Source organism: Klebsiella sp. GB_Kp047 (assembly GCF_040065235.1).
In the GTDB taxonomy this organism is placed as follows: domain Bacteria; phylum Pseudomonadota; class Gammaproteobacteria; order Enterobacterales; family Enterobacteriaceae; genus Klebsiella; species Klebsiella quasipneumoniae.
Genome location: NZ_JBEAJG010000028.1, coordinates 111,656 through 132,196 on the forward strand (window position 1 = coordinate 111,656; position 20,541 = coordinate 132,196).

A 20,541-nucleotide genomic window follows, 5' to 3' on the forward strand; every position below is an offset into this window, starting at 1 on the left:
TCAGGCCGGTTGATACCGCGCCGCGACCGCCCGATACTCCTCGCGCATCTGCGCCAGAATCACGTTGCGCATTTTTCTGCCGCCGCGCGCTTCGCCTGCGATCCCACGCCCCTGCGGACCTGTCGCCGTGACGCCAGCCGCCTGTTTCTGCTGGCGCACTTCTGCGATATGGCGAACGATCGTCCCTTTCATCTCCGGGATCGCCTGGATCAGCGCTTCCACCCCGCCCAGTTGCCAGAAGAACTCCGGCCCGGCCGCGAAGACCGGATTGGTTCGGGAAAGTTCGCTCAGACGCTCCACGTCCTGGCGGGTAATACGCGCGATACTGCTCAGCGGCATAACGTGGATCATGGTGCCAAATTCCGACGTCAGGCTCAGGATATGATCGGCCTGTAAACCGTGGCAGAGAAACGCGCCGCTAATGGCGCGACCGATAACCATCGCGATAATCGGGTGCCCGGCATGGCGCGCCTCAGCCAGCGCCAGCTGATAGGCACCGGTGGCTTTATTCATGCCGATGATCTCTTCCAGCTTGCCCGGCCCGTTGCCGGGAGTGTCGACGATCAGCACCAGCGGACGTTTCTCGCCGACGGGCTTGTCTTTATCCATCGCCAGCGTGCGATAGACCGCCAGCGCCATTTTGTAGCCCTCTTCCAGCCCGATAACCCCGGCGTAGACCACCGGAAAACGCGGGTTAAAGGTCATGGCGTCGTTAGCAATAACGGTGCAGACTTCACCGCTAATGCGGGCGCTGCCGATGACGGCCCCTGGTCCGTAATCCTCATAAGGCAGCTCGAGATCCGCCAGCGCGTTCTCTTCGAAGCTGTTTTCGTCAACAATCAAATCGATAGCGGCGCGGCCCTGGCCGAGTAAATTTTCCATTATGCTTCCTCCACCGGCAGGCGTTTAACGTTGCTCAGGAACGTGTCGAGATCCATATCCACCAGAGACTGGGGCGCGGTATTGCCCGCCATCGCCCAGACATCCCGCGCATCTGATGGCTCTGACTCGCTGATTTTTTGCGTGAGCGCCATCTGGGCGCGTACTTTTGCTTCGCTGCCGATGCGGCGCATGGCTTCAATCTGCGGCCAGGGCAGGTCGGCAATCAGCGCGGCCTGCTGGTGGAAGGCTGCCAGCGAGTCGGCAATCAGATAGTTGCAGTCGCCGACGATATACTTGTGCTTACCGCCGGTGGTGCGGAACACCAGCGCGCGGTCAGAAGCGTCGAACTCGCTGCGGCCCATCTCCTGTTCGATGACCTCAGGCCCGGTCAGCCCCAGGCGGCCCGATTCGCTCATCACGATGACGTCGGTAGCGGCAGCGACAAACCCCATCCCGCCAAAGCAGCCGATCTTGCTGCCAATCATTGCCACCACCGGTACGCGACCGCGCAGGGTTTGCAGCATGTCCATGCACTCGGCGTGGGCCAGCAGTCCGGCGTTAGCCTCATGCAGACGCACGCCGCCGGTTTCAAAGGAGATGAGGACGATCGGGCGGCGGGCAGGGTCGGTGGTCTGCGCCGCCAGTTCGTCCGCCAGCATCAGCGCGCCGACCATCTTGGCGCCGCCCACTTCACCCACTGCCCCCCCGATAAAGCGCCCCTCCTGGGAGATGACGATGGCCGGGTGCTGGCCCAACAGGCCGATACCGGTGACGATACCGTCGTCAAATTCAACCGCCTCATTGAGCACGGGCAGGTGCGGGCTGGTTCGTTTGGCCGCCGGGCCGATCAGTTCAGTAAAGGTGCCTTTATCCACCAGCGAACTGGCGCGAACCCGGGCGCTGGCTTCCAGAAAACGCAGATCATTCATGATGGGTTTCTCCCGGCATAGCCTGCTGTAACGCTTGCTGAATTCGTAAAGCCACTACCGCCGGCGTGGCGTTATTGTCATTGATGCTGACCTGCATGTTGCCCAGCGGTCCATTTTCCAGAAACCGTTTCAGCACAATCTCCCAGATATGATCGAAACCGGGCACCGGCGTGGATATAGTGACTTCAATACCGCCCGCCAGCGCTTTCGGCTCCAGCAGGACCTCCAGATCGCCAGAGCCTACCACGCCGCAGTGCACGGTTTGCGGCAGAGATGCTCTTTCGCGGGTGCCGCTGAAATGATGTGATATTTGATGTAGAGCCATGTCCTTTTCCCCTACCAGTTACGGAATCGAGCGGGCGGGTTATAGAGTCCGCCAGACCAGTCAACCAGATCGCGAATGCTTTTCGCCGCCAGCATCTGACGGTTGGCGCGGCGGCGATCAATGCCTAAATCTTCCGGCGTTTTGACAATGCCAGCCTCTCGCAGCTGTGCGGTCTGTGCCGGATCGGCGGCAAGGCCAATGCCGGTGTAGCCCGCCACGGCGCGAATGGCCGCCATGCGCTGTTCCAGCCCTTCGCAGCGGTGCAGATAGGCGATGCCCTCTTCGGTCAGTACGTGGGTGACGTCATCGGCGTACACCATGACCGGCGGCAGGGCGAGGTTGGCTTTTTCCGCCAGTTCCCAGGCGTCCAGCTTGTCGACGAAAGCGGGCTGGCGCTTCTCGCGGAAGGTTTCCTGCATCTGCACCACCAGACGTTTGCCGCGCGGCATATCGCCAATCAGCTGCTGTTGGGTGGCCTTGAACTCTTCGCCGCATTTCAGCCAGGATTGCGTTGCATGACGGCGGCCTTTGGCGTCGCAGCCCATATTCGGCGCGCCGCCAAAGCCTGAAACGCGGCTGGCGGTGGCGGTGCTGCTGTTTCCGTACTTATCGATCTGCAGCGTGCCGCCGATAAACATATCGAGAGCGTAGTGACCCGCAGCCTGGGCGAAGGCGCGGTTGGAGCGAAGCGTGCCGTCCTGGCCGATATAAAAGACGTCCGGGCGTTCGGCGACATATTTCTCCATGCCCAGTTCACCGCCGAAGCAGTGCACCGACTGGATCCAGCCGCTTTCGATCGCCGGGATCAGCGTCGGATGCGGGTTGAGTACCATATGGGTACAGACCTTGCCTTTCAGCCCCAGCTCCTCGCCGTAGGTGGGCAGCAGCAGCTCAATGGCAGCGGTGAAGAAGCCAATGCCGTGGTTAATGCGCTCAACGCCGTATTCGGCATAGATACCTTTCAGCGCCATCATTGCCATCAGCACATGGGTGTCGGTAATAAGCCCCGGATCGCGGGTAAAAAGCGGCTCGACGTAGAACGGGCGCGGCGCTTCAATCACCGCATTTACCCAGTCGCCGGGGATATCAACGCGCGGCACTTTATCGACAATCTTGTTGACCTGCGCGATCACAATCCCCTGGCGGAAATGGGTGGCTTCGGCAATAACAGGCGTATCTTCGGTGTTAAAGCCGGTGTAGAGATTGCCGTCTTTATCCGCTTCAAAGGCGGTGATTAGCGACACGCGCGGCGTGAGGTCGACAAAGTAGCGGCTGAACAGCTCCAGATAGGTGTGGATGGCCCCGAGCTTAATCTTACCGTCCTGGATCAGCTTCGCCAGACGGCCATCCTGCGGCCCGGCATAGGCGAAATCGAGTTTTTCAGCGATGCCCTTTTCAAACAAATCCAGATGGCTGGACAACGGTACGGATGACTGCACCATATGCAGGCCGGAGATCTTTTGCGGATCAAGCTGGCACAGGCATTCGGAGAGAAAATCCGCCTGTTTCTGGTTATTGCCCTCAATATTGACGCGATCGAAGCTTCGAATAACGGCTTCCAGCGCGGCGACAGTATCTTTGGCGTCGATAATTTTGCCGTCACGGAAATACGGGGCCAGCTGATTCAGGCGCTGTACCGTATCGTCCTTGAGTTGATGCCAGTTGTGCTCTTTTAGCATGGGTTGACTCCATTAATTCAGCAGGAATAGCGTGGAGATAAAGATCCCGGTGGCGATAGCCGAGACGATCAGACCGCTCACGCCCGCACCCATTGCCAGCGGCAGAATGATGGCGTAGGGGTTCTCATGGTTAACCTCTTTCTGCGCGATTTTTGCCGTCGTCGGCAGGCAGGAGACGCCCGCGATACCGATAGCCGGGTTATAATGCCCCTTCGAGATAAACCAGATAAACCAGCCGCCCAGCAGAGCGCCGACGGCGGAAATGGCCAGCGCGCCGATACCAAGGATCAGGATGATGGCCACTTTCGGGTCGAGAATCGTTTGCGCTTCGCACAGTGTGCCCAGCAGCAGGCCGAGAAACAGCGTTGCGGTATAGGTCAGCGTGGATTCCAGTAATTTCTGGAACGGTTCGATCTCCGCTTCTTTAATCGCGATCCCGAGGAAGAACGAGAGGATCAGCGGCGCGGCGACCGGCAGCAGCAGGCACAACAGCAGGCAGGCGCAGACGGTAAAGATGAATTTCGCTTTCTTCGATACGGTGGGGTATTCAATTTCAACTTCCATGCCACGGTATTTTTTCGGTACCAGCAGGCGCACCAGGTACGGATAACCGGCATAGGTCAGGCTCAGGTAGAGATAAGCGATAATGGCGATGGGGACGAACAGGTTCGGTGCGAGGATAAGGGAGGCAAAGAGCACCATCGGCCCATCTGCGCCGCCGATAGTGGCAATCGACGCGGCTTCGTTGGCAGGCAGGCCGAATACTTCAATACCCAGCAGCAGCGCGGCGAAGGTTCCCGCCTCGGCGAACAGGGCGACAACAATGCTGGCCCAGGGACGGAGCAGAATAAAGCTGATGTCGCTCATTGCGCCAATGCCGAAGAAAACGATACAGGCGATGAGGCCATTGCTAAAGGTGAAGTTATAGACCGGCTGCAGAAAGTTTACCTGCATCAGGTTTACCAGCTCGTTAGGCTCGCTGACCATCGGGTCGAGAATTAAGGTCCCGGTTTGTCCCCCCGCCAGAAACAGTACCCCGGCGTTAACCGCGATCATACCGAGGCCCATCGGCACCATAATTAACGGTTCAAGCTTACGGCGGAATCCCATCCAGGCCAATATAAAGCCGAGAACAATGAGCAGAAAACGTGCAATGGCTATTTTCGGATCTTCTATAAAAAAAGTGCCAATGCCCGAAAAGAGCTTAACAAAGATATCCATAACTATATTCCTGATGGCAAAGGTAAAGTTCGTAAATTAATCGTCGGTGATATTTAATTTATTCATCATCTTGTTGACGCCAACAATGATGCCGACAACCGCAAATGAAATTACAATCGTTAAGCCATACGTTAATAAAGTATAAAAATAGATGTTCATATTCTTCCTTATGTCATATCTCCTTGCGGCTGGCGGCAAAGAAAATACATCGCCAGACACAGCGCTAATAAATCGGCCGAACCGCCAGGGCTGACCCACCTATCCAGGCACCATGAATTAAAATCAGCCAGTTCCTGCTCGATCGCAGGGTTAAACATTCCGCCCTGCGTCATCAGACGCCGGGCATATTGCTTCATTTCCGCCAGCGCCTGCTGGCCGCCGCGAAACAGCACGGTTGTGTCATCGCAATGGGCCATTAGGGTGAGCAGCGTATGAATTAGCGCTTCCCGCCAGGCCAGCCCGTTGTCCAGCGCCTGATGCAGCGCGGGTAAGCCAATCTGGCAAACCAGTGGGAAGCCTTGCTCTGCCTCGCCGCGCACGCCGGTAATGCCGAATCCGACATACAATTTCTCACCGTGGGTTTGCGCCGGGCGTTCGGTCAGGACGGAGAAATCCCGACGGCAGAGATCGCGGCAGAGTTCAGCGACGCACTGGCTTAAGGCGTGATAAGAGAGGGTTTTCCCGCGCCCGGAAAGCCATCCTGCCGCTGTCGCCAGAACCGCGCCGGAAAAAAGAATGCCGCGCTGAGTATTAACCTGCTGTGTTGCCCGCAACAGCGTATTTTCATATTGAATGCCAATGGCACGTATTGTTGTAAAGAGTTCCCCTGGTGAGCCCTGATGATTTTCCCCGGCATGGGCGCAGGCGCTAAAACAGGGGGCAATAGCCGATGTGCTGGTAATAAATAACCAGATATCCATATCTTTATGCGCCCCTTGTGAATGGGGTGTAACAAGGCCGGGTTTAGGCCAGGCGGAGACCTCCATTAACAGCGCTTTTAATAAGCACTCGCCGATCCACATAGCACGGGCAGTTGGTTGGCTCATGGGTATTCTCTTTTACCAGATTCAGGGTTGAAAAATAAAACAGAGGAAAATTAACACCGTTGAATGAGGGGGACAATTACGCCAGAGGTAATGTAATTACGCTCAACGTAATAAGACGGGGGTTATGCGAAAATATGAATGAAGACGATCACAAAATGGTTTAGCGGGCGAAAAGAAATGCGGCAAAAATGCCGCATAGCTCACTATCCCAACAATTCCTCTTTCACCTGCATCGCTAAATCGAAAGAATGCAGCCGCGCCTGGTGGTCGAAGATCTGGCCATTGACCATGATTTCGTCCGCCTCGGTTTCCCGCATAATCGACTCTAAGCCGTGGCGGACTTTAGTTTTATCACCCACCAGCGACATGCGCAGCGCCTGCTGCACGCCATACTGCTCGGACGCTGACCACAGCTGATGCATATTTTCCACCGGCGGCGGCAGCTGTCCGGTTTCGCCGCGACGCAGCTTCACAAACGCCTGCTGCATGGAAGTGAAGAGAAACTCCGCATCGCGGTTGCTGTCGGCGGCGATGATATTGATGCACACCATGGCATACGGTTTTTCCAGCCGCGCGGAGGGCGTAAAGTTGCTGCGATACAGGTGCAGGGCCTGGAACAGCATATCCGGCGCGAAGTGCGAGGCGAACGCGAACGGCAAACCGAGCTGCGCCGCCAGCTGGGCGCTGTAGAGGCTTGAACCCAGCAGCCACACCGGAATGCGCTCCCCGTAGCCGGGAACCGGGCGCACTTGCGGGTTCGGATCGCGGGCGTCAAACCAGTCCACCAGTTCCGCCACGTCGCGCGGGAAGTTATCGACATCGCCGCTCATATGGCGACGCAGGGCGCGCATGGTGGGCTGATCGCTGCCCGGCGCGCGGCCAAGGCCGAGGTCGATACGCCCGGGATAGAGGGTGTTCAGGGTGCCGAACTGCTCGGCGATCACCAGCGGCGAATGGTTGGGCAACATCACGCCACCGGAACCCAGATGCAGGGTAGTGGTATTGGCGGCGAGATAGCCAATCAGCACCGAGGTCGCTGCGCTGGCAATGCCGACCATATTGTGGTGCTCCGCCAGCCAGTAGCGGTGATAACCGCGCGATTCGGCCAGCCGGGCGAGATCCAGAGAGTGGGTAAAGGCTTCTTTGGCAGAAGATCCTTGCGGGATCGGCGCCAGATCGAGCACCGAGAACGGAACAGGTTTGTCAGTCATAAAGGCTCACTTTGCTACAGCATCGTCATCAGATTGAAGGTCTTCTTCCAGCCTGGCGCATCCAGGACGCGCCAGCCAGAAAAGCTGCATCTTTAATAATGCATTAAAATCTGAGCACTGCTGTTAACAAAGTGAGCGGTTTATCAGGCCTGCAGCGCCAGCCCGGGCAGCCGTTTCCAGTAGCCGTTGCAATCGCTGTTGCCGGTGAGCGCCAACGGTGCAGCGCCGTTTTCATTGGCGCGGAAGGCGTCGAGCATGGCGAAGGTCTCGTTGCCCATCGGCGACAGGCGTACCATATCCACCAGGCCGTGCATGGACGTCAGCTCATTGCCCAGGTTGTAGACATAGCCGCTCATGGTCTGGATACCGTTGAGCACGAACACCTGCTGGTTCTCCTGGGACAGCATGCTGCGTCCGGTTGGGTATTTGATGCAGCAGGTCTCGCACTCATCCTTTGGCCTATCTTCCGAGCGGGCGGTAAAGCAGCGGGCGGAATAAGCCAGCGGCAGATGGCCGTAGCTCAGCACTTCGACTTCAAACTGATTGCGAATGCCCAGCTCTTCGCACTGGGTCAGTAAATTAGCCAGCCAGTCGCGGGAAAGCTCCACCGGCATGCACCAGCGCACCATGCCCTGTTTTAACAGCAGGCGCAGGGTAACGGCGTTGTAGCAGTTCAGCGCATGCCCGGCGACGAACGGCAGCTTGCGTTCGGCGCAGAGGTTAACCACGCCCAAATCGCTGGCCTCAATCAGGAACTCCCCGTTATCGACATAGCGCTTCAGCTCGCCCAGTTCGGAGGAGGCCTGCACCAGCGCGAGGGTAGACAGCACCACCTGTTTGCCGCTGCTCGCCAGCGCTTTCGCCATCTCAATCCAGTCGCCGACTTTGGTAGCGCGGCGTTTGCTGCACACCGCTTCGCCGAGATAAATGGTGTCGGCGCTGCAGTTGGCTGCCTGCTGGTAAAAATTTTCCAGCGTCTCTTTTGGCCAGTAGTAAAGCACTGGCCCTAATGAATATTTCATGTTTCTCACTGCCATTTACGGTGGTAGGCGCCAAGGGTGGTTTGTGTCCCTTCGGACATGGAGCCAAGGGTTTCCATCCATGCGGATTGCGGCACGAAATTCTGTGGATCGGCTTTGCAGCGATCGATCGCCTGGCGCCAGACTTTCGCTACCTGGGTGACGTAGGCCGGGCTGCGCTGACGGCCTTCGATTTTCACTGAGGCGATATTGGCGGCCATCAACTCCGGCAACAGTTCCAGGGTATTGAGGCTGGTGGGCTCCTCCAGCGCGTGATAGCGCTCGCCATCGACCAGGTAGCGGCCTTTACACAAGGTCGGATAACCGGCGTTTTCCCCATCCTGATAGCGGTCAATCAGCACTTCATTGAGGCGCGATTCCAGCCCCTGTGGGGTTTGCTGCCAGCGCACGAAGCGGGCAGGCGAGCAGGCGCCGACGGTGTTGGGCGATTCGCCGGTCAGGTAGGAAGAGAGATAGCAGCGGCCTTCCGCCATGATGCACAGGCTGCCGAAGGCAAAGACTTCCAGCGGCACCGGCGTGGCGCGAGCCAACTGTTTCACCTGGTGAATAGATAACACCCGCGGCAGTACGACGCGCGCCACGTCGAAGTTGCGATGATAGAAGCGAATGGCCTCTTCATTGGTGGCGGAAGCCTGTACCGACACATGGCGTTCTATATGCGGATAGCGCTCCGCGGCGTACTCCAGCATGGCGATATCGGCCAGAATGAGCGCATCGGCGCCCAGCTGAGCCGCCATATCCACCGCGCGCTGCCAGCGGGCGTAGCCGTCGGGGTGGGCGAAGGTGTTGATGGCGATATGCAGCTTACGACGGTGCTGATGCACAAAGCTGACGGCTTCCTGCAGTTTCTTTTCGGTGAAATTAAGGCCGGCAAAGTGGCGGGCGTTGGTGTCATCTTTCAGCCCGATATAGACGGCATCGGCGCCGTTTTCGATGGCCGCCTTAAGCGCCGGAAGGTTACCGGCTGGGCAGAGCAGCTCCATAATTTTTCCTGAAAAATGCGGCCCGTCAGGGACGCTGAATGGTTAACGAGCAGGGATTTTAGTTAACCTTCTGGTGACAATTTTTGATTTGAGGCAGTTAAAAGTGTATTGGCGGCGCCAATAACGGGCTGCCGTCATCGCGTTTTTGTTGATTTACGCCGCTATGTTGTTTATGTGATATGGCACAATAGCGGCACAATTGCATTCATGGAGTAAAGCTTGTGTTGGATAAACTGCGTTCCCGGCTGGTCCACTTTGGCCCGTCTTTAATGAGCGTGCCGGTTAAGCTGGCGCCTTTTGCCCTCAAGCGCCAGGTGCTGGAGCAGGTGCTTAGCTGGCAGTTTCGCCAGGCGCTGGCGGAGGGAGAGCTGGAGTTTCTCGAGGGGCGCTGGTTAAGTATTCATGTGCGTGACATCGGTCTGCTGTGGTATACCTCGGTAGTCGATGGTCGCCTGGTGGTCAGCCAGCAGGCGGAAGCCGACGTCAGCTTCAGCGCCGACGCCAGCGATCTGTTAATGATCGCCGCGCGCAAGCAGGATCCGGATACGCTATTCTTCCAGCGTCGTCTGGTTATTGAAGGCGATACGGAGCTGGGGCTGTATGTAAAAAATTTGATGGACGCCATTGAGCTCGAGCAGATGCCCAAAGCGCTGCGCGTGATGTTGCTGCAACTGGCGGATTTTGTCGAAGCTGGACTGAAGAGCCCGCAGAAACCTGAACAGACATCGGTAGGTGAGGCATGCTGATTCGAGTGGAAATTGGGATTGATGCACCGGGAATCGACGCGCTGCTGCGTCGTACCTTCGGCCGCGATGCCGAAGCGCAGCTGGTGCACGATCTGCGTGAAGATGGACTGATCACGCTGGGGGTAGTGGCGACGGATGATGAAGGCCAGGTGATCGGCTACGTTGCCTTCAGCCCGGTTGCGGTGGAAGGTGAAGAGCTACAATGGGTCGGCCTGGCGCCGCTGGCGGTGGATGAACGCTACCGTGGACAGGGCATTGGCCGGCAGCTGGTCTATGAAGGGCTGGATTCGCTGAATGAGTTTGGCTATGCCGCGGTGGTGACGCTGGGCGACCCGGAGTTATACCGTCGCTTTGGTTTTGAACCGGCCGCGCGCTTCGATCTCCGCTGCCGCTGGCCGGACAGCGCGGAGGCGTTCCAGGTGCACCGCCTGGCGGATGACGCCCTCGAAGGTGTCCACGGCCAGGTCGAATACAGCGACCACTTTAATCGTTTTTGAGCCTTGCCAGCAGGGTTTCGACGGTATCCTCTCCGGCAACGAGGCGCTCTTTTTCGCGCTTCGTTAGCTGCTTAATGCGGTATTCCAGCCGCAAAGCAAGTGAGTGTTCACCAACTTCATGGCTAAAGGCCAGCTGCAGGTCGCCTTTGCCGCGCAACGCCTTCGCGCCTTTCCCTGCCTGATGCTGGCGAAAGCGGCGCGGCACATCGGTGGTGATGCCGGTATAGAGGCGATTATCCGCGGTTCGAATGAGATACAGAAACCAGCACACGGTTATAAAGTCACTATGGTAAGGTGTAGGCACCATAGCATAATGGAGAAGAAAGATGGATACGCTTGCCGCCATTGGCCGCTGGCTGAGTAAACAGCACGTCGTCACCTGGTGCGTCTCCCGCGACGACGAGCTGTGGTGTGCGAACGCCTTTTACGTCTATGACCCGGATAGCGTGGCCTTTTATCTGCTCAGCGATGAGCACACCCGCCACGGCCAGATGACCGGCGAGCGGGCGAAGGTGGCCGGCACGGTCAACGGCCAGCCAAAAACCGTGGCCCTGATCCGCGGCGTGCAGTTCCAGGGCGAGATCCGCCGACTGCGCGGCGACGAAGAGGCGCGTATGCGTCAGCGCTACGTCAAGCGCTTCCCGGTGGCCCGCATGCTGTCGGCGCCGGTTTGGGAGATTCGTCCGGACGAAATCAAGTTTACCGACAACACGCTGGGGTTCGGGAAAAAGCTACACTGGCGGCGCGATGCCGGCGCCGAGCAGGCGTAGCGCTTCGCGATTGAAGGCCGGCAGATCGTCCGGCGTTCTGCTGGTGACCAGCTGTTCGTTATCGACCACCACCTCCTGGTCGTAAAACTCGCCCCCGGCGTTTTTCACATCCACCACGATCGGTTTTACCGCCGTGAGCTTACGCCCGCGGATCACATCGGCGCTGATCAGCAGCTGCGGGCCGTGGCAGATGGCGAAGACCGGCTTCCCGCCGTTGACAAAATCGCGGGTAAAGGTGACAAAGCGTTCATCCCCGCGCAGCTGGTCAGGGGAATAGCCCCCGGGCAGCAACAAGGCATCAAATTCACCCGGTGTGACGTCATCAATGGCCCGATCGATGGCGACCTCTGCTTCTCCCTGTTTACCCTTCACCGTCTTGCCAGCCTGCTTTTCGATGGTCACGACCTGATGCCCGGCGAGCTTAAACGCCTCGGCGGGAGAGGTAAATTCAGAATCTTCAAAGTCGTCGGTAATGAGCACGGCTATCTTTTTACTCATGTTTCCTCCGCTATCTGGATGGTCAATGAGGTAATTCCATGATGATGGTGGATACTTACCTTGTAAGGTATTAAGCCTGGAACATGAGCCCGAAAGTGCAAGGCGGAGAATTCTGTAAAGGAGAATCAATGAGTCAGGTATTATTGACCGGCGCGACCGGGTTAGTTGGCGGTCACTTACTTCGGCTGCTGCAGAATGAGCCGAGCATCAGCGCCATCGCCGCCCCGACGCGTCGCCCACTGGCGCCGGCGGAAGGGGTTTTTAATCCGCACGATCCGCAGCTGACTGATGCCCTGGCGCAGGTGGTTGACCCGGTGGATATCGTTTTCTGCTGTCTGGGAACGACGCGCCGGGAGGCCGGGAGCAAAGAGGCCTTTGTCCATGCTGACTACACGCTGGTGGTTGATACGGCGCTGACCGGCAAACGGCTGGGTGCGCAACATATGCTGGTGGTTAGCGCGATGGGCGCCAACGCCCACTCACCGTTTTTCTACAATCGGGTGAAGGGGGAAATGGAGGCGGCGCTGATCGAGCAGGGTTGGCCGCGGCTGACCATTGCCCGGCCGTCGATGCTCTCAGGCGAGCGGGAAAAAAAGCGGGCCAATGAGACCTTCCTCGAACCGCTGTTCCGACTCTTACCGGGGAACTGGAAATCCATTGCGGCCCGCGACGTGGCGATTGCCCTGCTGGCGGAGGCGCTGTCGTCTACTCACGAAGGGGTGCAAATTCTCTCATCGTCCGAGCTGCGGGAGCGTGCCGCGCGGCAGGCGGAATAGCGGTTTGCAAACGCAGGCTTCCGGCGTAGTATTCACGGCTTCAATTCATATCCACATTTCTTGCTGGGGAATGCTATGGCTGGTCAGTCTTCATCTCAGGCGGCGTCACCATTTCAATGGTGGAAGCCCGCGCTTTTCTTTCTCGTCGTGATTGTCGGCCTGTGGTTCGTCAAATGGCAGCCATACTACGGGAAAGCCTTCACCGCTGCGGAAACCCACAGTATCGGTAAATCCATTCTCGCCCAGGCCGACGCTAACCCGCTGAAGGCGGCGTGGGACTACGCGGTGGTTTACTTCCTTGCCGTCTGGAAAGCGGCGGTGCTCGGCGTGCTGCTCGGGTCGCTGATCCAGGTGCTGATCCCGCGCGACTGGCTGCTGCGCACCTTGGGACAATCGCGTTTTCAGGGGACGCTGCTGGGGACGATTTTCTCGCTGCCAGGTATGATGTGCACCTGCTGCGCCGCGCCGGTCGCGGCCGGGATGCGCAAACAGCAGGTGTCGATGGGCGGGGCGCTGGCGTTCTGGATGGGCAACCCGCTGCTCAACCCGGCGACGTTGGTGTTTATGGGCTTCGTGCTGGGCTGGCAGTTTGCGCTGGTTCGCCTGGTGGCGGGCCTGGCGACGGTGTTGATTGTCGCGACGCTGGTGCAGAAATGGGTAAAAGAGGCGGCGACGCAGCCTGCCGTGGTGCCTGAAGCGCAAGCGAAAGCGGCCCAGGGCGGCTTCTTTAGCCGCTGGCTGCGGGCGCTGTGGACGTTGTTCTGGAACACCATCCCGGTTTATATCCTCGCGGTACTGGTGCTGGGGGCGGCGCGCGTCTGGCTGTTCCCGCACGCCGATGGCGTGGTGGATAATACCTTGTTCTGGGTCATCGCGATGGCGATTGCCGGCTGTCTGTTTGTGATCCCTACCGCGGCGGAAATTCCGATTGTCCAGACGATGATGCTGGCGGGGATGGGCGTTGCGCCGGCGCTGGCGCTGCTGATTACGTTGCCGGCAGTGAGCGTGCCATCGTTGATTATGCTGCGCAAAGCCTTTCCGGCCAAAGCGCTGTGGCTGACTGGCGGGTTGGTGGCGCTGTGCGGGGCGATTGTCGGTGCGCTGGCGCTGGTGTAGTTTGCCGTAAACGTACGGATAGCCGGATGGGGTGTCGGGCGGCGGCTACGCCTTACCCGGCACACAACGGACAGGGGGCGGTGGCCCGGCTAAGCGTAGCGCCAGCCGGGAAATTGCAGCTTTATTTAATGTAGGTAAAGGCGGTGGTCACCCGGGACACGCCGCTCACCCGGCTGGCGATATCCGCCGCCGCGCGGCCTTCACGGTCGGTCACCAGTCCCATCAGGAAGACTTCGCTGTTTTCCGTGGTCACCTTCACGTTCGATGATTTGACCTGATCGGTGCTCAGCAGCTGCGAACGCACCTTGGTGGTAATCCAGGTATCAGAAGAGGCGGTGCCTAAACCAATCGGCTGGCCCTGGCGCACTTCGTTAAACACTTCCGTGGTTCCTTCCACACCCATGGCGATTTGCTTGGCGCGGGCAGAGAGATCCGGCGTCGGCGACTGACCGGTCAGCAGGACTTTGCCCTGATAAGCGGTAACGTTGATGCGGGCCTGTTTTTTAATCTGTTCATCTTTCGACAAGGCGCTATTGACGCGCAGTTCAAGGGTGCTGTCATCGACCTGGGTTCCCACCGTACGCGGGTCCGTTGCGGCTTTAGTGCCGACTGCTGCCGTTCCGACTACCGCGGCGGCAACGCAGCCCTGCAGCAGTAGTGCTGAAAGCAGGATGGCGAGGGGCGAGAGAGCCTTCATGTGTTCTCCTTAATCGTCCTGGTGTGGAAAAAGAGTGTTATCTATCAAATCGCACAGACAGTTGACGGTCAGCATATGCATCTCCTGGATACGCGCGCTGCGGTGTGAGGGGATGCGGATTTCGACATCCTGCTGACCTAACAGGCCCGCCAGCTCACCGCCGTCATAGCCGGTTAACGCGACGATAGTCATATCGCGGGTCACGGCGGCTTCCACCGCCTTGACGATGTCCCGGCTGTTACCGCGCGTGGAGATTGCCAGCAGCACATCGCCAGCGTGTCCCAGGGCGCGCACCTGCTTGGCGTAAATCTCGTCATGCAGGCGATCGTTAGCGATGGCAGTTAAGACCACATTATCGGTGTTTAGTGCAATGGCGGGTAAACCAGGGCGTTCCGTTTCAAAACGATTAATCATGCTGGCAGCAAAATGCTGTGCGTTGGCGGCGGAAGTGCCATTACCACAACAGAGGATTTTGTTGCCGTTGAGCAGGGACTGCACGAGCGTCATCGCCGCCCGGGAGATGGCGTCCGGGAGTGCTTCTGCTGCGGCAATTTGGGTTTGAATGCTTTCGGTAAAGCAGGCTTTGATTCTGTCGAGCACGGGATCCCTTACTTCTGGTATTACGCTATTCGCCAAAGGCGTTTTTTAGCCATTGGATGTCGTTTCCGGTGAAGGCTACCACATCGAAACGGCAATCCACAGTCTCAAAGCTCCCATTCTGTCGGCAGAGCCACAAACGGGCGGCTTTAAGCAGGCGTTGCTGTTTTTGCGGGGTGACGCTGGCCGCCGCGTCACCGTACAGAGCGCTGCGGCGGTAGCGCACCTCGACAAAGACGGTGACGGCGCCGTCGCGCATAATGAGGTCAATTTCGCCGCCACGCTCGCGAGCATTGGCGGCAATAAAACGCAGGCCCTGGCTTTCCAGCCAGCGGCGAGCACGGTTTTCCCATGCATCGCCGGTCTGTTTGCTTAGCTGGCCGGGACGATTTGTCCCTGCTGGTATTTGAGCCATGACAGTTTCCTGGTAATCACGCAGTCCTGAGTCGCCGTCAGATCGCCGGTATTCCCGTTCAGCTCGAAGCCCGGCGTCTGGCGCATTTGCGTGAAGTGGTTTGCCAGCGACCAGGCGTCAGCGCCCATCGCATACAGACGCGCCAGCGAGTAGTCATTGCGCACCGCAGACAGCGCCTGCTGCATCAACGCCGGGTTGCTGCCAGCCAGCATCGGGATTTCGCTATACTGCAGGCCTTCCATCTCCAGACGGAAATCCGGACCTGCGGTTCCCTGTGCGCTGCGCGAGCTGGCGTACAGGGTGACATTGCTCTGGCTGCCGTTGCGCATCGCGATCATGGGTTTGATATAGCCAATCTGTTCCGGGGTGGCGAGGATATAGGCCGCGTCGACGCTGCCGCCGCTGCTAACCGGCATTTCATCCGCCGTGCCGAGGACGCTGTTCTGCGCTGATGGCAGGGTGGAGACCGGGGTGCCGCTCAGCGCAATGCCCCCTCCGCCGTTAACGCCGGCGCGCAGCTCCGCCGTGGAGCCAAAACGCTGCTGCAGGACGCTGGCGCCGCCCAGCTTCAGCCACTCGTCGGCAAACGCGTTGACCACACGATCGCCCAGCGCGCCGCGCGGAACCAGCAGCAACGGCGTCTGTTTGCCCTGTTGATGGATGTGTCGGGCGGCGTCACGCGCTTCGTCTTCCGGTGACAGCGCGAAATAGCAGATATTAGCGCGGCCTTCGACCTTCTCCGGCTGGTTGAGCGCCAGCACGTTGAGCGGCGTATTGCTCTTGAGAACATCTTCGACATTCTCTTTTAGCAGCGGCCCGACGACCAGGGTGGCGCCGTCCTGCTGAGCCTGGGCAAGGAGCTGGCCGATCGGCTGGCTGGTGGTATCGTAAATTTTCAGTTCCGCAGAGGGATTGGCGGCGGTGGCGACCACTGGCTGCGGCTGTGCGGCCGGGGCGGTGACCGGCTGGGTGACCGGGGACGCGGTGGTCTGCGGCGTGGTGGTCGCTTCCGGCGCCTGAGCCGCCGGCTCCGCCGCTGGCGTTGCCTGAGTTTGCGCCGGGGCCTGCACCGGTTCGGCGCGACTTCCGGCAGCCGTCAGATCGCTAATTTCCGCCTGCGACGGGCTTACCACGTCATCGTTACCGGACGTGTTCGCCGCCTGAGCGACCTGAGCGGGAATCGCGCTGCCCGTCACCGACGGCGCGCCGTTTTTGGCGGCTTCGAAGCCCTGCTGGATGGTGCGGCCGAAGATCGAGGCCTGGCCGTTCAGCGGCAGGAAAAGCGCAATCTTGTTGATGGAGGCGGGCTTATAGTTTTGCATGTTCACCAGCGCCGTTGGCAGCATTTTGGCGCCAGGGTTTTGCGGGTAGCGCGTCTGCCAGTCTTTGACGCCGGCTTTCAGCAGCGTGGGATCGTTGCGGTTGTCAAACCACATCCGCTGCAGATCCAGCCAGCCCTGGAGGGTGTTTTCATCGGCATTGATCACCAGCGCATTGGCCTGATCCTGGGTCATCGCAGTCAGCGCTTGCCAGGTCGCGTCAATATTTTGCTGGCGCTGTTTGGCATCGCTCAGCAGCGGCTGCTGGGCGATTAAGGCGCGCAGCAGAGTCACCGAGGGTTTGCCCTGGCTGGCATCGATTTGCGCCTGCCAGTAGCGCGCCTGCTGAGGCTGCTCCAGGCTTGCCGGGTCAAGCTTAGCCAGCAGAGTACGGGCACCCTGATAGTCGTTCTGCGCCAGCTTCACTTCTATCGACAGCAGTGACTGTTCACGGGCCTGGGTGCTGTCCAGGTTTGACGGCAGCTGGTTAAACAGGTCGATGGCCTGCTGCTGCTTTCCTTCCTGCAGCAGTGCACGAATGGCGAGTAATTGCCAGTTGGTCTTGCTATCATTCGTGCTTTGCTGCATCTGCTGCAAGTAGAAACTGGAGTTGGCCTGCGACGTACCCTGCATAAACGCCGTGCTTTGATCCTGCGTGTGGGTGCCGCAGCCAGCAAAAAGAAGAGTCGCCAGCAATACGGGCAGACAGCGCGCGGGCTTAGAACGAAGAAATGTTGACGGTACCATAAGTGTCCAGTGATATTTTTTTGGCTCAATGCTCAATATTAAATCGGCAATACGGACGAGACAATGAAACAACACGAATCAGCGGATAATTCTCAGGGGCAGCTCTATATTGTGCCCACTCCGATAGGAAATCTGTCTGATATCACGCAGCGCGCACTGGAAGTGTTGCAAGCCGTTGATTTAATTGCTGCGGAGGATACCCGCCACACCGGTTTGCTGCTGCAACATTTTGCGATTAACGCCCGTTTATTTGCGCTTCACGACCATAACGAGCAGCAAAAGGCGGAAACACTTCTCGCTAAACTGAAAGAAGGGCAAAACATCGCGCTGGTCTCCGATGCGGGCACGCCGCTGATTAACGACCCAGGCTATCATCTGGTGCGTACCTGCCGCGAAGCCAATATCCGCGTCGTGCCGCTGCCGGGTCCTTGTGCGGCTATCGCCGCCCTGAGCGCCGCTGGCCTGCCTTCCGACCGTTTCTGTTATGAAGGCTTCCTGCCGGCGAAATCGAAAGGCCGTCGCGATACCCTGAAAGCGCTGGAAGAAGAGCCGCGCACCCTTATCTTCTATGAGTCGACCCACCGGCTGGTGGAGAGTCTGGAAGATATCTGCGCGGTACTGGGAGAATCTCGCTATGTGGTGCTGGCCCGCGAGCTGACCAAAACCTGGGAATCGATCCACGGCGCGCCGATTGGCGAGCTGGTGGAGTGGGTCAAGGAAGACGAAAACCGTCGCAAAGGCGAGATGGTGCTGATCGTCGAAGGCTTTAAGGCGCAGGAAGAGGCGCTGCCGGCGGCCGCGCTGCGTACCCTGGCGCTGCTGCAGGCGGAACTGCCGCTGAAGAAAGCCGCCGCGCTGGCCGCGGAAATCCACGGCGTGAAGAAAAATGCGTTGTATAAGTATGCCCTGGAGCAGCAGGGGGAGTGATCCTGTAAAACCAGTGAAAGCCTGGCAAGCCGCCCTTCAGATAGTGAAGGGCGGCTTGAGCGTCATCCGACATGTCGGAAGAAATGTCGGAAGAAATGTTGGATGAAAAGTGCAGCCCCGCCTTCCTTGCCGCACAGCATTCCTAGCCAACAAGCCCGGATAAATCCGGGCTAAAAATGGTTAAAGCCTTACGCTCTCGATCAGGTCACCGGCGCCGGGTTGAATACCGCCAGTTGGTTATGCAAGCCCCACTGATCGGAGAAGGTTTTCTTGCGTCCGCTGGCGACGTCGAGAATAAATTCGAACAGCTTCAGCCCCACCTCCTCAATCGTCTCTTCGCCGGTGGCGATGGTGCCGGCGTTAATGTCCATTAAGTCATACCAGCGGTTAGCCAGCTCGGTGCGAGTCGCCATTTTTATCACCGGTACCGCCATCAGTCCGTAAGGCGTGCCGCGGCCGGTGGTGAACACCTGCACCGTGATGCCAGAGGCCACCTGCTGGGTGCCGCAGACAAAATCGCTGGCGGGGGTGGCGGCGTAAATCAGGCCACGTTTGGTCGGGCGCTGCCCGGGGGAAAGCACCTCAACGATGGCGCTTTTTCCTGATTTGGCAATCGACCCCAGCGCTTTTTCCACCACGTTGGCCAGGCCGCCTTTCTTGTTACCGGGTGAGGGGTTGGCGCTGCGGTCGGTTTTGCCCATATCGAGATAGTTATCGTACCAGGCCATCTCTTCCAGCAGGCGTTTACCCACCTCTTCGTTGATCGCCCGCGGCGTCAGCAGATGGATAGCGTCGCGGACTTCGGTCACCTCTGAGAACATCACCGTCGCGCCGCAGCGCACCAGCAGATCGGAAGCGTAACCCACCGCCGGGTTGGCGGTCACGCCGGAGAAAGCGTCGCTGCCGCCGCACTGCATACCCACCACCAGTTCAGAAGCCGGGCAGGTTTCCCGCTGACGCTGGTTGAGTTTCGCCAGATGGCGCTCGGCGACCTGCAGAATGTCATCGACCATCGATTTAAAGCCCACGTGCTTTTCATCCTGCAGGCTGACGATACTGGCGCTGTCCACCGGGATGCTTTTGACATCTTCCGTCCCCTGCAGCAGCCGCTCGGGCTGCAGCTTTTCACAGCCAAGGCCAATGACCATCACTTCGCCGCCGAAGTTCGGGTTAAGGGCGATATTGTGGATGGTGCGTATCGGCACCACCGCCGCTGGCGCATTAATCGCTACGCCGCAGCCATAGAGGTGATTCAGACCCACCACGCCGTCGACGTTGGGATATTTCGGCAGCAGGTCGCGTTCAATGAGTTTCACCACGTAATCGACCACGCCCGCAACGCAGTGCACGCTGGTGGTGATACCCAGCAGATTTTTGGTGCCCACGCTGCCGTCGGCATTGCGGTAGCCTTCGAAGGTATAGCCTTCCAGCGGCGGCAGCGGGGCCGGCACTTTGGTGGCCAGCGGCAGGGTGTTCAACGGCGGGGCGGTGGGCAACGCCACTAACGACTCGTCAATCCAGCTTCCTTTGGGGATGTCGCGCATTGCCAAGCCAATGACTTCTCCGTAACGGATAATTTCACCGTGGGCAGGGATATCCACCAGGGCGACTTTATGACCCTGTGGAATGTGCTCGATGAGCGTCAGGCCGTCCGGGAAACGCGTTCCGGCGGTTAATCCCCGATCGTTGACAATAATCGCCACATTATCTGTCGGGTCAACTTTTATATAAAACGCGGTAGGCGATTGTTGTCGAATTGAAATGTCAGCCATTGTCCAGTTATCTCCAAACAGGTGCTAAAAATATCATTAAATGGTAATTCTGGCGCTGTTAAGCAGAATAATGAAATAAAGAATGTCAGGTGTGTCGGCGTGAAGATGTGATCTGAATCACTCCTTGTCGCCATGGACGCGCGCGGAGGGTGGGGAATCGTAAGAAGTGTGGATTAGCGCCCATAGCTTAAGGCGATTGCCCAACGAAGGCTTTAAAAAATGTGTTTATATTGTGTTTATGCATAGTGTCTGGCGAGTGGGAGCTGACTATACTGAGTCGTGTTTTTGTGACGTCCGATATGCGCATGGTTTGCCTTTTAATCGCGGGTTAATAATTTAGCAGTCACC

The 20,541-nt window shown here is 58.5% G+C and carries 22 protein-coding genes; 6 read left to right on the forward strand and 16 right to left on the reverse strand.

Translation table 11 applies throughout. The features are described from left to right. The 9 genes from mdcE to ABLV76_RS09000 form a co-directional block, all read right to left on the reverse strand. The gene (mdcE, locus tag ABLV76_RS08960; protein ID WP_017899904.1) at positions 1 to 882 is read right to left on the reverse strand and encodes a biotin-independent malonate decarboxylase subunit gamma; all 882 of its coding nucleotides are present in this window, start codon (positions 880 to 882) and stop codon (positions 1 to 3) included. Continuing rightward, positions 882 to 1,811, reverse strand: coding sequence for a biotin-independent malonate decarboxylase subunit beta (locus ABLV76_RS08965; RefSeq protein ID WP_017899903.1), 930 nt, complete (start codon positions 1,809 to 1,811; stop codon positions 882 to 884). Before ABLV76_RS08965 ends, mdcE begins: the two co-directional genes overlap by 1 nt. Then, positions 1,804 to 2,136: a malonate decarboxylase acyl carrier protein gene (mdcC, locus tag ABLV76_RS08970; RefSeq protein ID WP_053068198.1), complete on the reverse strand. Its 333-nt coding sequence runs from the start codon at positions 2,134 to 2,136 to the stop codon at positions 1,804 to 1,806. The genes ABLV76_RS08965 and mdcC overlap by 8 nt, the downstream gene beginning before the upstream one ends. A gap of 11 nt (positions 2,137 to 2,147) precedes the next feature. Further along, a complete protein-coding gene (gene mdcA, locus ABLV76_RS08975) occupies positions 2,148 to 3,815 on the reverse strand; it encodes a malonate decarboxylase subunit alpha (RefSeq protein ID WP_064187867.1) in 1,668 nt (555 codons plus the stop codon). Between the two features lie 12 nt (positions 3,816 to 3,827). Further along, positions 3,828 to 5,036, reverse strand: coding sequence for a Na+-transporting malonate decarboxylase, carboxybiotin decarboxylase subunit (madB, locus tag ABLV76_RS08980; RefSeq protein ID WP_048325831.1), 1,209 nt, complete (start codon positions 5,034 to 5,036; stop codon positions 3,828 to 3,830). A 167-nt stretch (positions 5,037 to 5,203) separates the two neighbouring features. Beyond that, positions 5,204 to 6,082, reverse strand: coding sequence for a triphosphoribosyl-dephospho-CoA synthase CitG (gene citG, locus ABLV76_RS08985; RefSeq protein ID WP_043520976.1), 879 nt, complete (start codon positions 6,080 to 6,082; stop codon positions 5,204 to 5,206). A gap of 203 nt (positions 6,083 to 6,285) precedes the next feature. Further along, entirely contained in the window at positions 6,286 to 7,293 is a 1,008-nt protein-coding gene (locus ABLV76_RS08990; protein ID WP_348878282.1) for a luciferase-like monooxygenase, read from the reverse strand. A 143-nt stretch (positions 7,294 to 7,436) separates the two neighbouring features. Beyond that, positions 7,437 to 8,315 carry a U32 family peptidase gene (locus ABLV76_RS08995; protein WP_017899897.1) on the reverse strand — a complete coding sequence of 293 codons (879 nt, stop codon included), beginning with the start codon at positions 8,313 to 8,315 and terminating at the stop codon, positions 7,437 to 7,439. Positions 8,316 to 8,320: 5 nt separating this feature from the next. Beyond that, positions 8,321 to 9,316 carry a peptidase U32 family protein gene (locus ABLV76_RS09000; RefSeq protein ID WP_004206164.1) on the reverse strand — a complete coding sequence of 332 codons (996 nt, stop codon included), beginning with the start codon at positions 9,314 to 9,316 and terminating at the stop codon, positions 8,321 to 8,323. Positions 9,317 to 9,537: 221 nt separating this feature from the next. Here ABLV76_RS09000 and ABLV76_RS09005 point away from each other — a divergent pair, with 221 nt between their 5' ends. Together ABLV76_RS09005 and ABLV76_RS09010 are read left to right on the forward strand one after the other, a co-directional pair. Beyond that, a complete protein-coding gene (locus ABLV76_RS09005) occupies positions 9,538 to 10,062 on the forward strand; it encodes an SCP2 domain-containing protein (RefSeq protein ID WP_064178180.1) in 525 nt (174 codons plus the stop codon). After that, positions 10,056 to 10,559 (forward strand): N-acetyltransferase, encoded by a 504-nt coding sequence (locus ABLV76_RS09010; RefSeq protein WP_004206163.1) that lies wholly within the window; start codon positions 10,056 to 10,058, stop codon positions 10,557 to 10,559. Before ABLV76_RS09005 ends, ABLV76_RS09010 begins: the two co-directional genes overlap by 7 nt. Here ABLV76_RS09010 and ABLV76_RS09015 read toward each other — a convergent pair. Continuing rightward, positions 10,546 to 10,836 carry a GIY-YIG nuclease family protein gene (locus ABLV76_RS09015; RefSeq protein WP_025999208.1) on the reverse strand — a complete coding sequence of 97 codons (291 nt, stop codon included), beginning with the start codon at positions 10,834 to 10,836 and terminating at the stop codon, positions 10,546 to 10,548. The genes ABLV76_RS09010 and ABLV76_RS09015 overlap by 14 nt on opposite strands. A gap of 49 nt (positions 10,837 to 10,885) precedes the next feature. On the opposite strand from ABLV76_RS09015, the gene ABLV76_RS09020 reads away from it, so the two are divergent. Then, complete coding sequence (locus ABLV76_RS09020) at positions 10,886 to 11,329, forward strand: YhbP family protein (protein WP_004206161.1); 444 nt, start codon at positions 10,886 to 10,888, stop codon at positions 11,327 to 11,329. On the opposite strand, the gene ABLV76_RS09025 is transcribed toward ABLV76_RS09020, so the two are convergent. Next, complete coding sequence (locus ABLV76_RS09025) at positions 11,291 to 11,827, reverse strand: type 1 glutamine amidotransferase domain-containing protein (protein WP_004206160.1); 537 nt, start codon at positions 11,825 to 11,827, stop codon at positions 11,291 to 11,293. The two genes, ABLV76_RS09020 and ABLV76_RS09025, sit on opposite strands and share 39 nt — an antisense overlap. Positions 11,828 to 11,955: 128 nt before the next feature. Between ABLV76_RS09025 and ABLV76_RS09030 the strand changes: the two genes are divergently transcribed. Together ABLV76_RS09030 and ABLV76_RS09035 are read left to right on the forward strand one after the other, a co-directional pair. After that, a complete protein-coding gene (locus tag ABLV76_RS09030) occupies positions 11,956 to 12,603 on the forward strand; it encodes an NAD(P)H-binding protein (protein ID WP_048325826.1) in 648 nt (215 codons plus the stop codon). 75 nt (positions 12,604 to 12,678) lie between these two features. After that, positions 12,679 to 13,719, forward strand: a complete 1,041-nt coding sequence (locus ABLV76_RS09035) for a permease (protein ID WP_004206156.1) — start codon at positions 12,679 to 12,681, stop codon at positions 13,717 to 13,719. Between the two features lie 121 nt (positions 13,720 to 13,840). On the opposite strand, the gene dolP is transcribed toward ABLV76_RS09035, so the two are convergent. From dolP to ABLV76_RS09055, 4 genes are read right to left on the reverse strand one after another with little or no spacing between them, the layout of a single operon-like run. After that, positions 13,841 to 14,416: a division/outer membrane stress-associated lipid-binding lipoprotein gene (gene dolP / locus ABLV76_RS09040; protein ID WP_002918214.1), complete on the reverse strand. Its 576-nt coding sequence runs from the start codon at positions 14,414 to 14,416 to the stop codon at positions 13,841 to 13,843. A gap of 9 nt (positions 14,417 to 14,425) precedes the next feature. Beyond that, positions 14,426 to 15,016, reverse strand: coding sequence for a DnaA initiator-associating protein DiaA (gene diaA, locus ABLV76_RS09045; RefSeq protein ID WP_002918211.1), 591 nt, complete (start codon positions 15,014 to 15,016; stop codon positions 14,426 to 14,428). Between the two features lie 25 nt (positions 15,017 to 15,041). Beyond that, positions 15,042 to 15,428, reverse strand: coding sequence for a YraN family protein (locus ABLV76_RS09050; protein WP_004206155.1), 387 nt, complete (start codon positions 15,426 to 15,428; stop codon positions 15,042 to 15,044). Further along, on the reverse strand, positions 15,386 to 17,494 hold the full coding sequence (locus tag ABLV76_RS09055; protein ID WP_065696783.1) for a penicillin-binding protein activator: 2,109 nt from the start codon (positions 17,492 to 17,494) through the stop codon (positions 15,386 to 15,388). Before ABLV76_RS09055 ends, ABLV76_RS09050 begins: the two co-directional genes overlap by 43 nt. Positions 17,495 to 17,557: 63 nt before the next feature. Here ABLV76_RS09055 and rsmI point away from each other — a divergent pair, with 63 nt between their 5' ends. After that, positions 17,558 to 18,421, forward strand: a complete 864-nt coding sequence (gene rsmI / locus ABLV76_RS09060; RefSeq protein ID WP_048325820.1) for a 16S rRNA (cytidine(1402)-2'-O)-methyltransferase — start codon at positions 17,558 to 17,560, stop codon at positions 18,419 to 18,421. Between the two features lie 200 nt (positions 18,422 to 18,621). Here rsmI and garD read toward each other — a convergent pair whose 3' ends face one another. After that, positions 18,622 to 20,193, reverse strand: coding sequence for a galactarate dehydratase (garD, locus tag ABLV76_RS09065; protein WP_004206139.1), 1,572 nt, complete (start codon positions 20,191 to 20,193; stop codon positions 18,622 to 18,624). Between the last annotated feature and the right edge of the window lie 348 nt (positions 20,194 to 20,541).

Coding starts and splice junctions, on each gene's coding strand:
- ABLV76_RS09020 (WP_004206161.1), top strand. CDS start 10,886: ATGGATACGCTTGCCGCCATTGGCCGCTGGCTGAGTAAACAGCACGTC.
- mdcC (WP_053068198.1), bottom strand. CDS start 2,136: ATGGCTCTACATCAAATATCACATCATTTCAGCGGCACCCGCGAAAGA.
- ABLV76_RS08990 (WP_348878282.1), bottom strand. CDS start 7,293: ATGACTGACAAACCTGTTCCGTTCTCGGTGCTCGATCTGGCGCCGATC.
- ABLV76_RS09050 (WP_004206155.1), bottom strand. CDS start 15,428: ATGGCTCAAATACCAGCAGGGACAAATCGTCCCGGCCAGCTAAGCAAA.
- garD (WP_004206139.1), bottom strand. CDS start 20,193: ATGGCTGACATTTCAATTCGACAACAATCGCCTACCGCGTTTTATATA.
- dolP (WP_002918214.1), bottom strand. CDS start 14,416: ATGAAGGCTCTCTCGCCCCTCGCCATCCTGCTTTCAGCACTACTGCTG.
- citG (WP_043520976.1), bottom strand. CDS start 6,082: ATGAGCCAACCAACTGCCCGTGCTATGTGGATCGGCGAGTGCTTATTA.
- ABLV76_RS09035 (WP_004206156.1), top strand. CDS start 12,679: ATGGCTGGTCAGTCTTCATCTCAGGCGGCGTCACCATTTCAATGGTGG.
- ABLV76_RS09025 (WP_004206160.1), bottom strand. CDS start 11,827: ATGAGTAAAAAGATAGCCGTGCTCATTACCGACGACTTTGAAGATTCT.
- mdcE (WP_017899904.1), bottom strand. CDS start 882: ATGGAAAATTTACTCGGCCAGGGCCGCGCCGCTATCGATTTGATTGTT.
- ABLV76_RS09055 (WP_065696783.1), bottom strand. CDS start 17,494: ATGGTACCGTCAACATTTCTTCGTTCTAAGCCCGCGCGCTGTCTGCCC.
- ABLV76_RS09010 (WP_004206163.1), top strand. CDS start 10,056: ATGCTGATTCGAGTGGAAATTGGGATTGATGCACCGGGAATCGACGCG.
- ABLV76_RS08995 (WP_017899897.1), bottom strand. CDS start 8,315: ATGAAATATTCATTAGGGCCAGTGCTTTACTACTGGCCAAAAGAGACG.
- ABLV76_RS09030 (WP_048325826.1), top strand. CDS start 11,956: ATGAGTCAGGTATTATTGACCGGCGCGACCGGGTTAGTTGGCGGTCAC.
- rsmI (WP_048325820.1), top strand. CDS start 17,558: ATGAAACAACACGAATCAGCGGATAATTCTCAGGGGCAGCTCTATATT.
- mdcA (WP_064187867.1), bottom strand. CDS start 3,815: ATGCTAAAAGAGCACAACTGGCATCAACTCAAGGACGATACGGTACAG.
- ABLV76_RS09000 (WP_004206164.1), bottom strand. CDS start 9,316: ATGGAGCTGCTCTGCCCAGCCGGTAACCTTCCGGCGCTTAAGGCGGCC.
- ABLV76_RS08965 (WP_017899903.1), bottom strand. CDS start 1,811: ATGAATGATCTGCGTTTTCTGGAAGCCAGCGCCCGGGTTCGCGCCAGT.
- madB (WP_048325831.1), bottom strand. CDS start 5,036: ATGGATATCTTTGTTAAGCTCTTTTCGGGCATTGGCACTTTTTTTATA.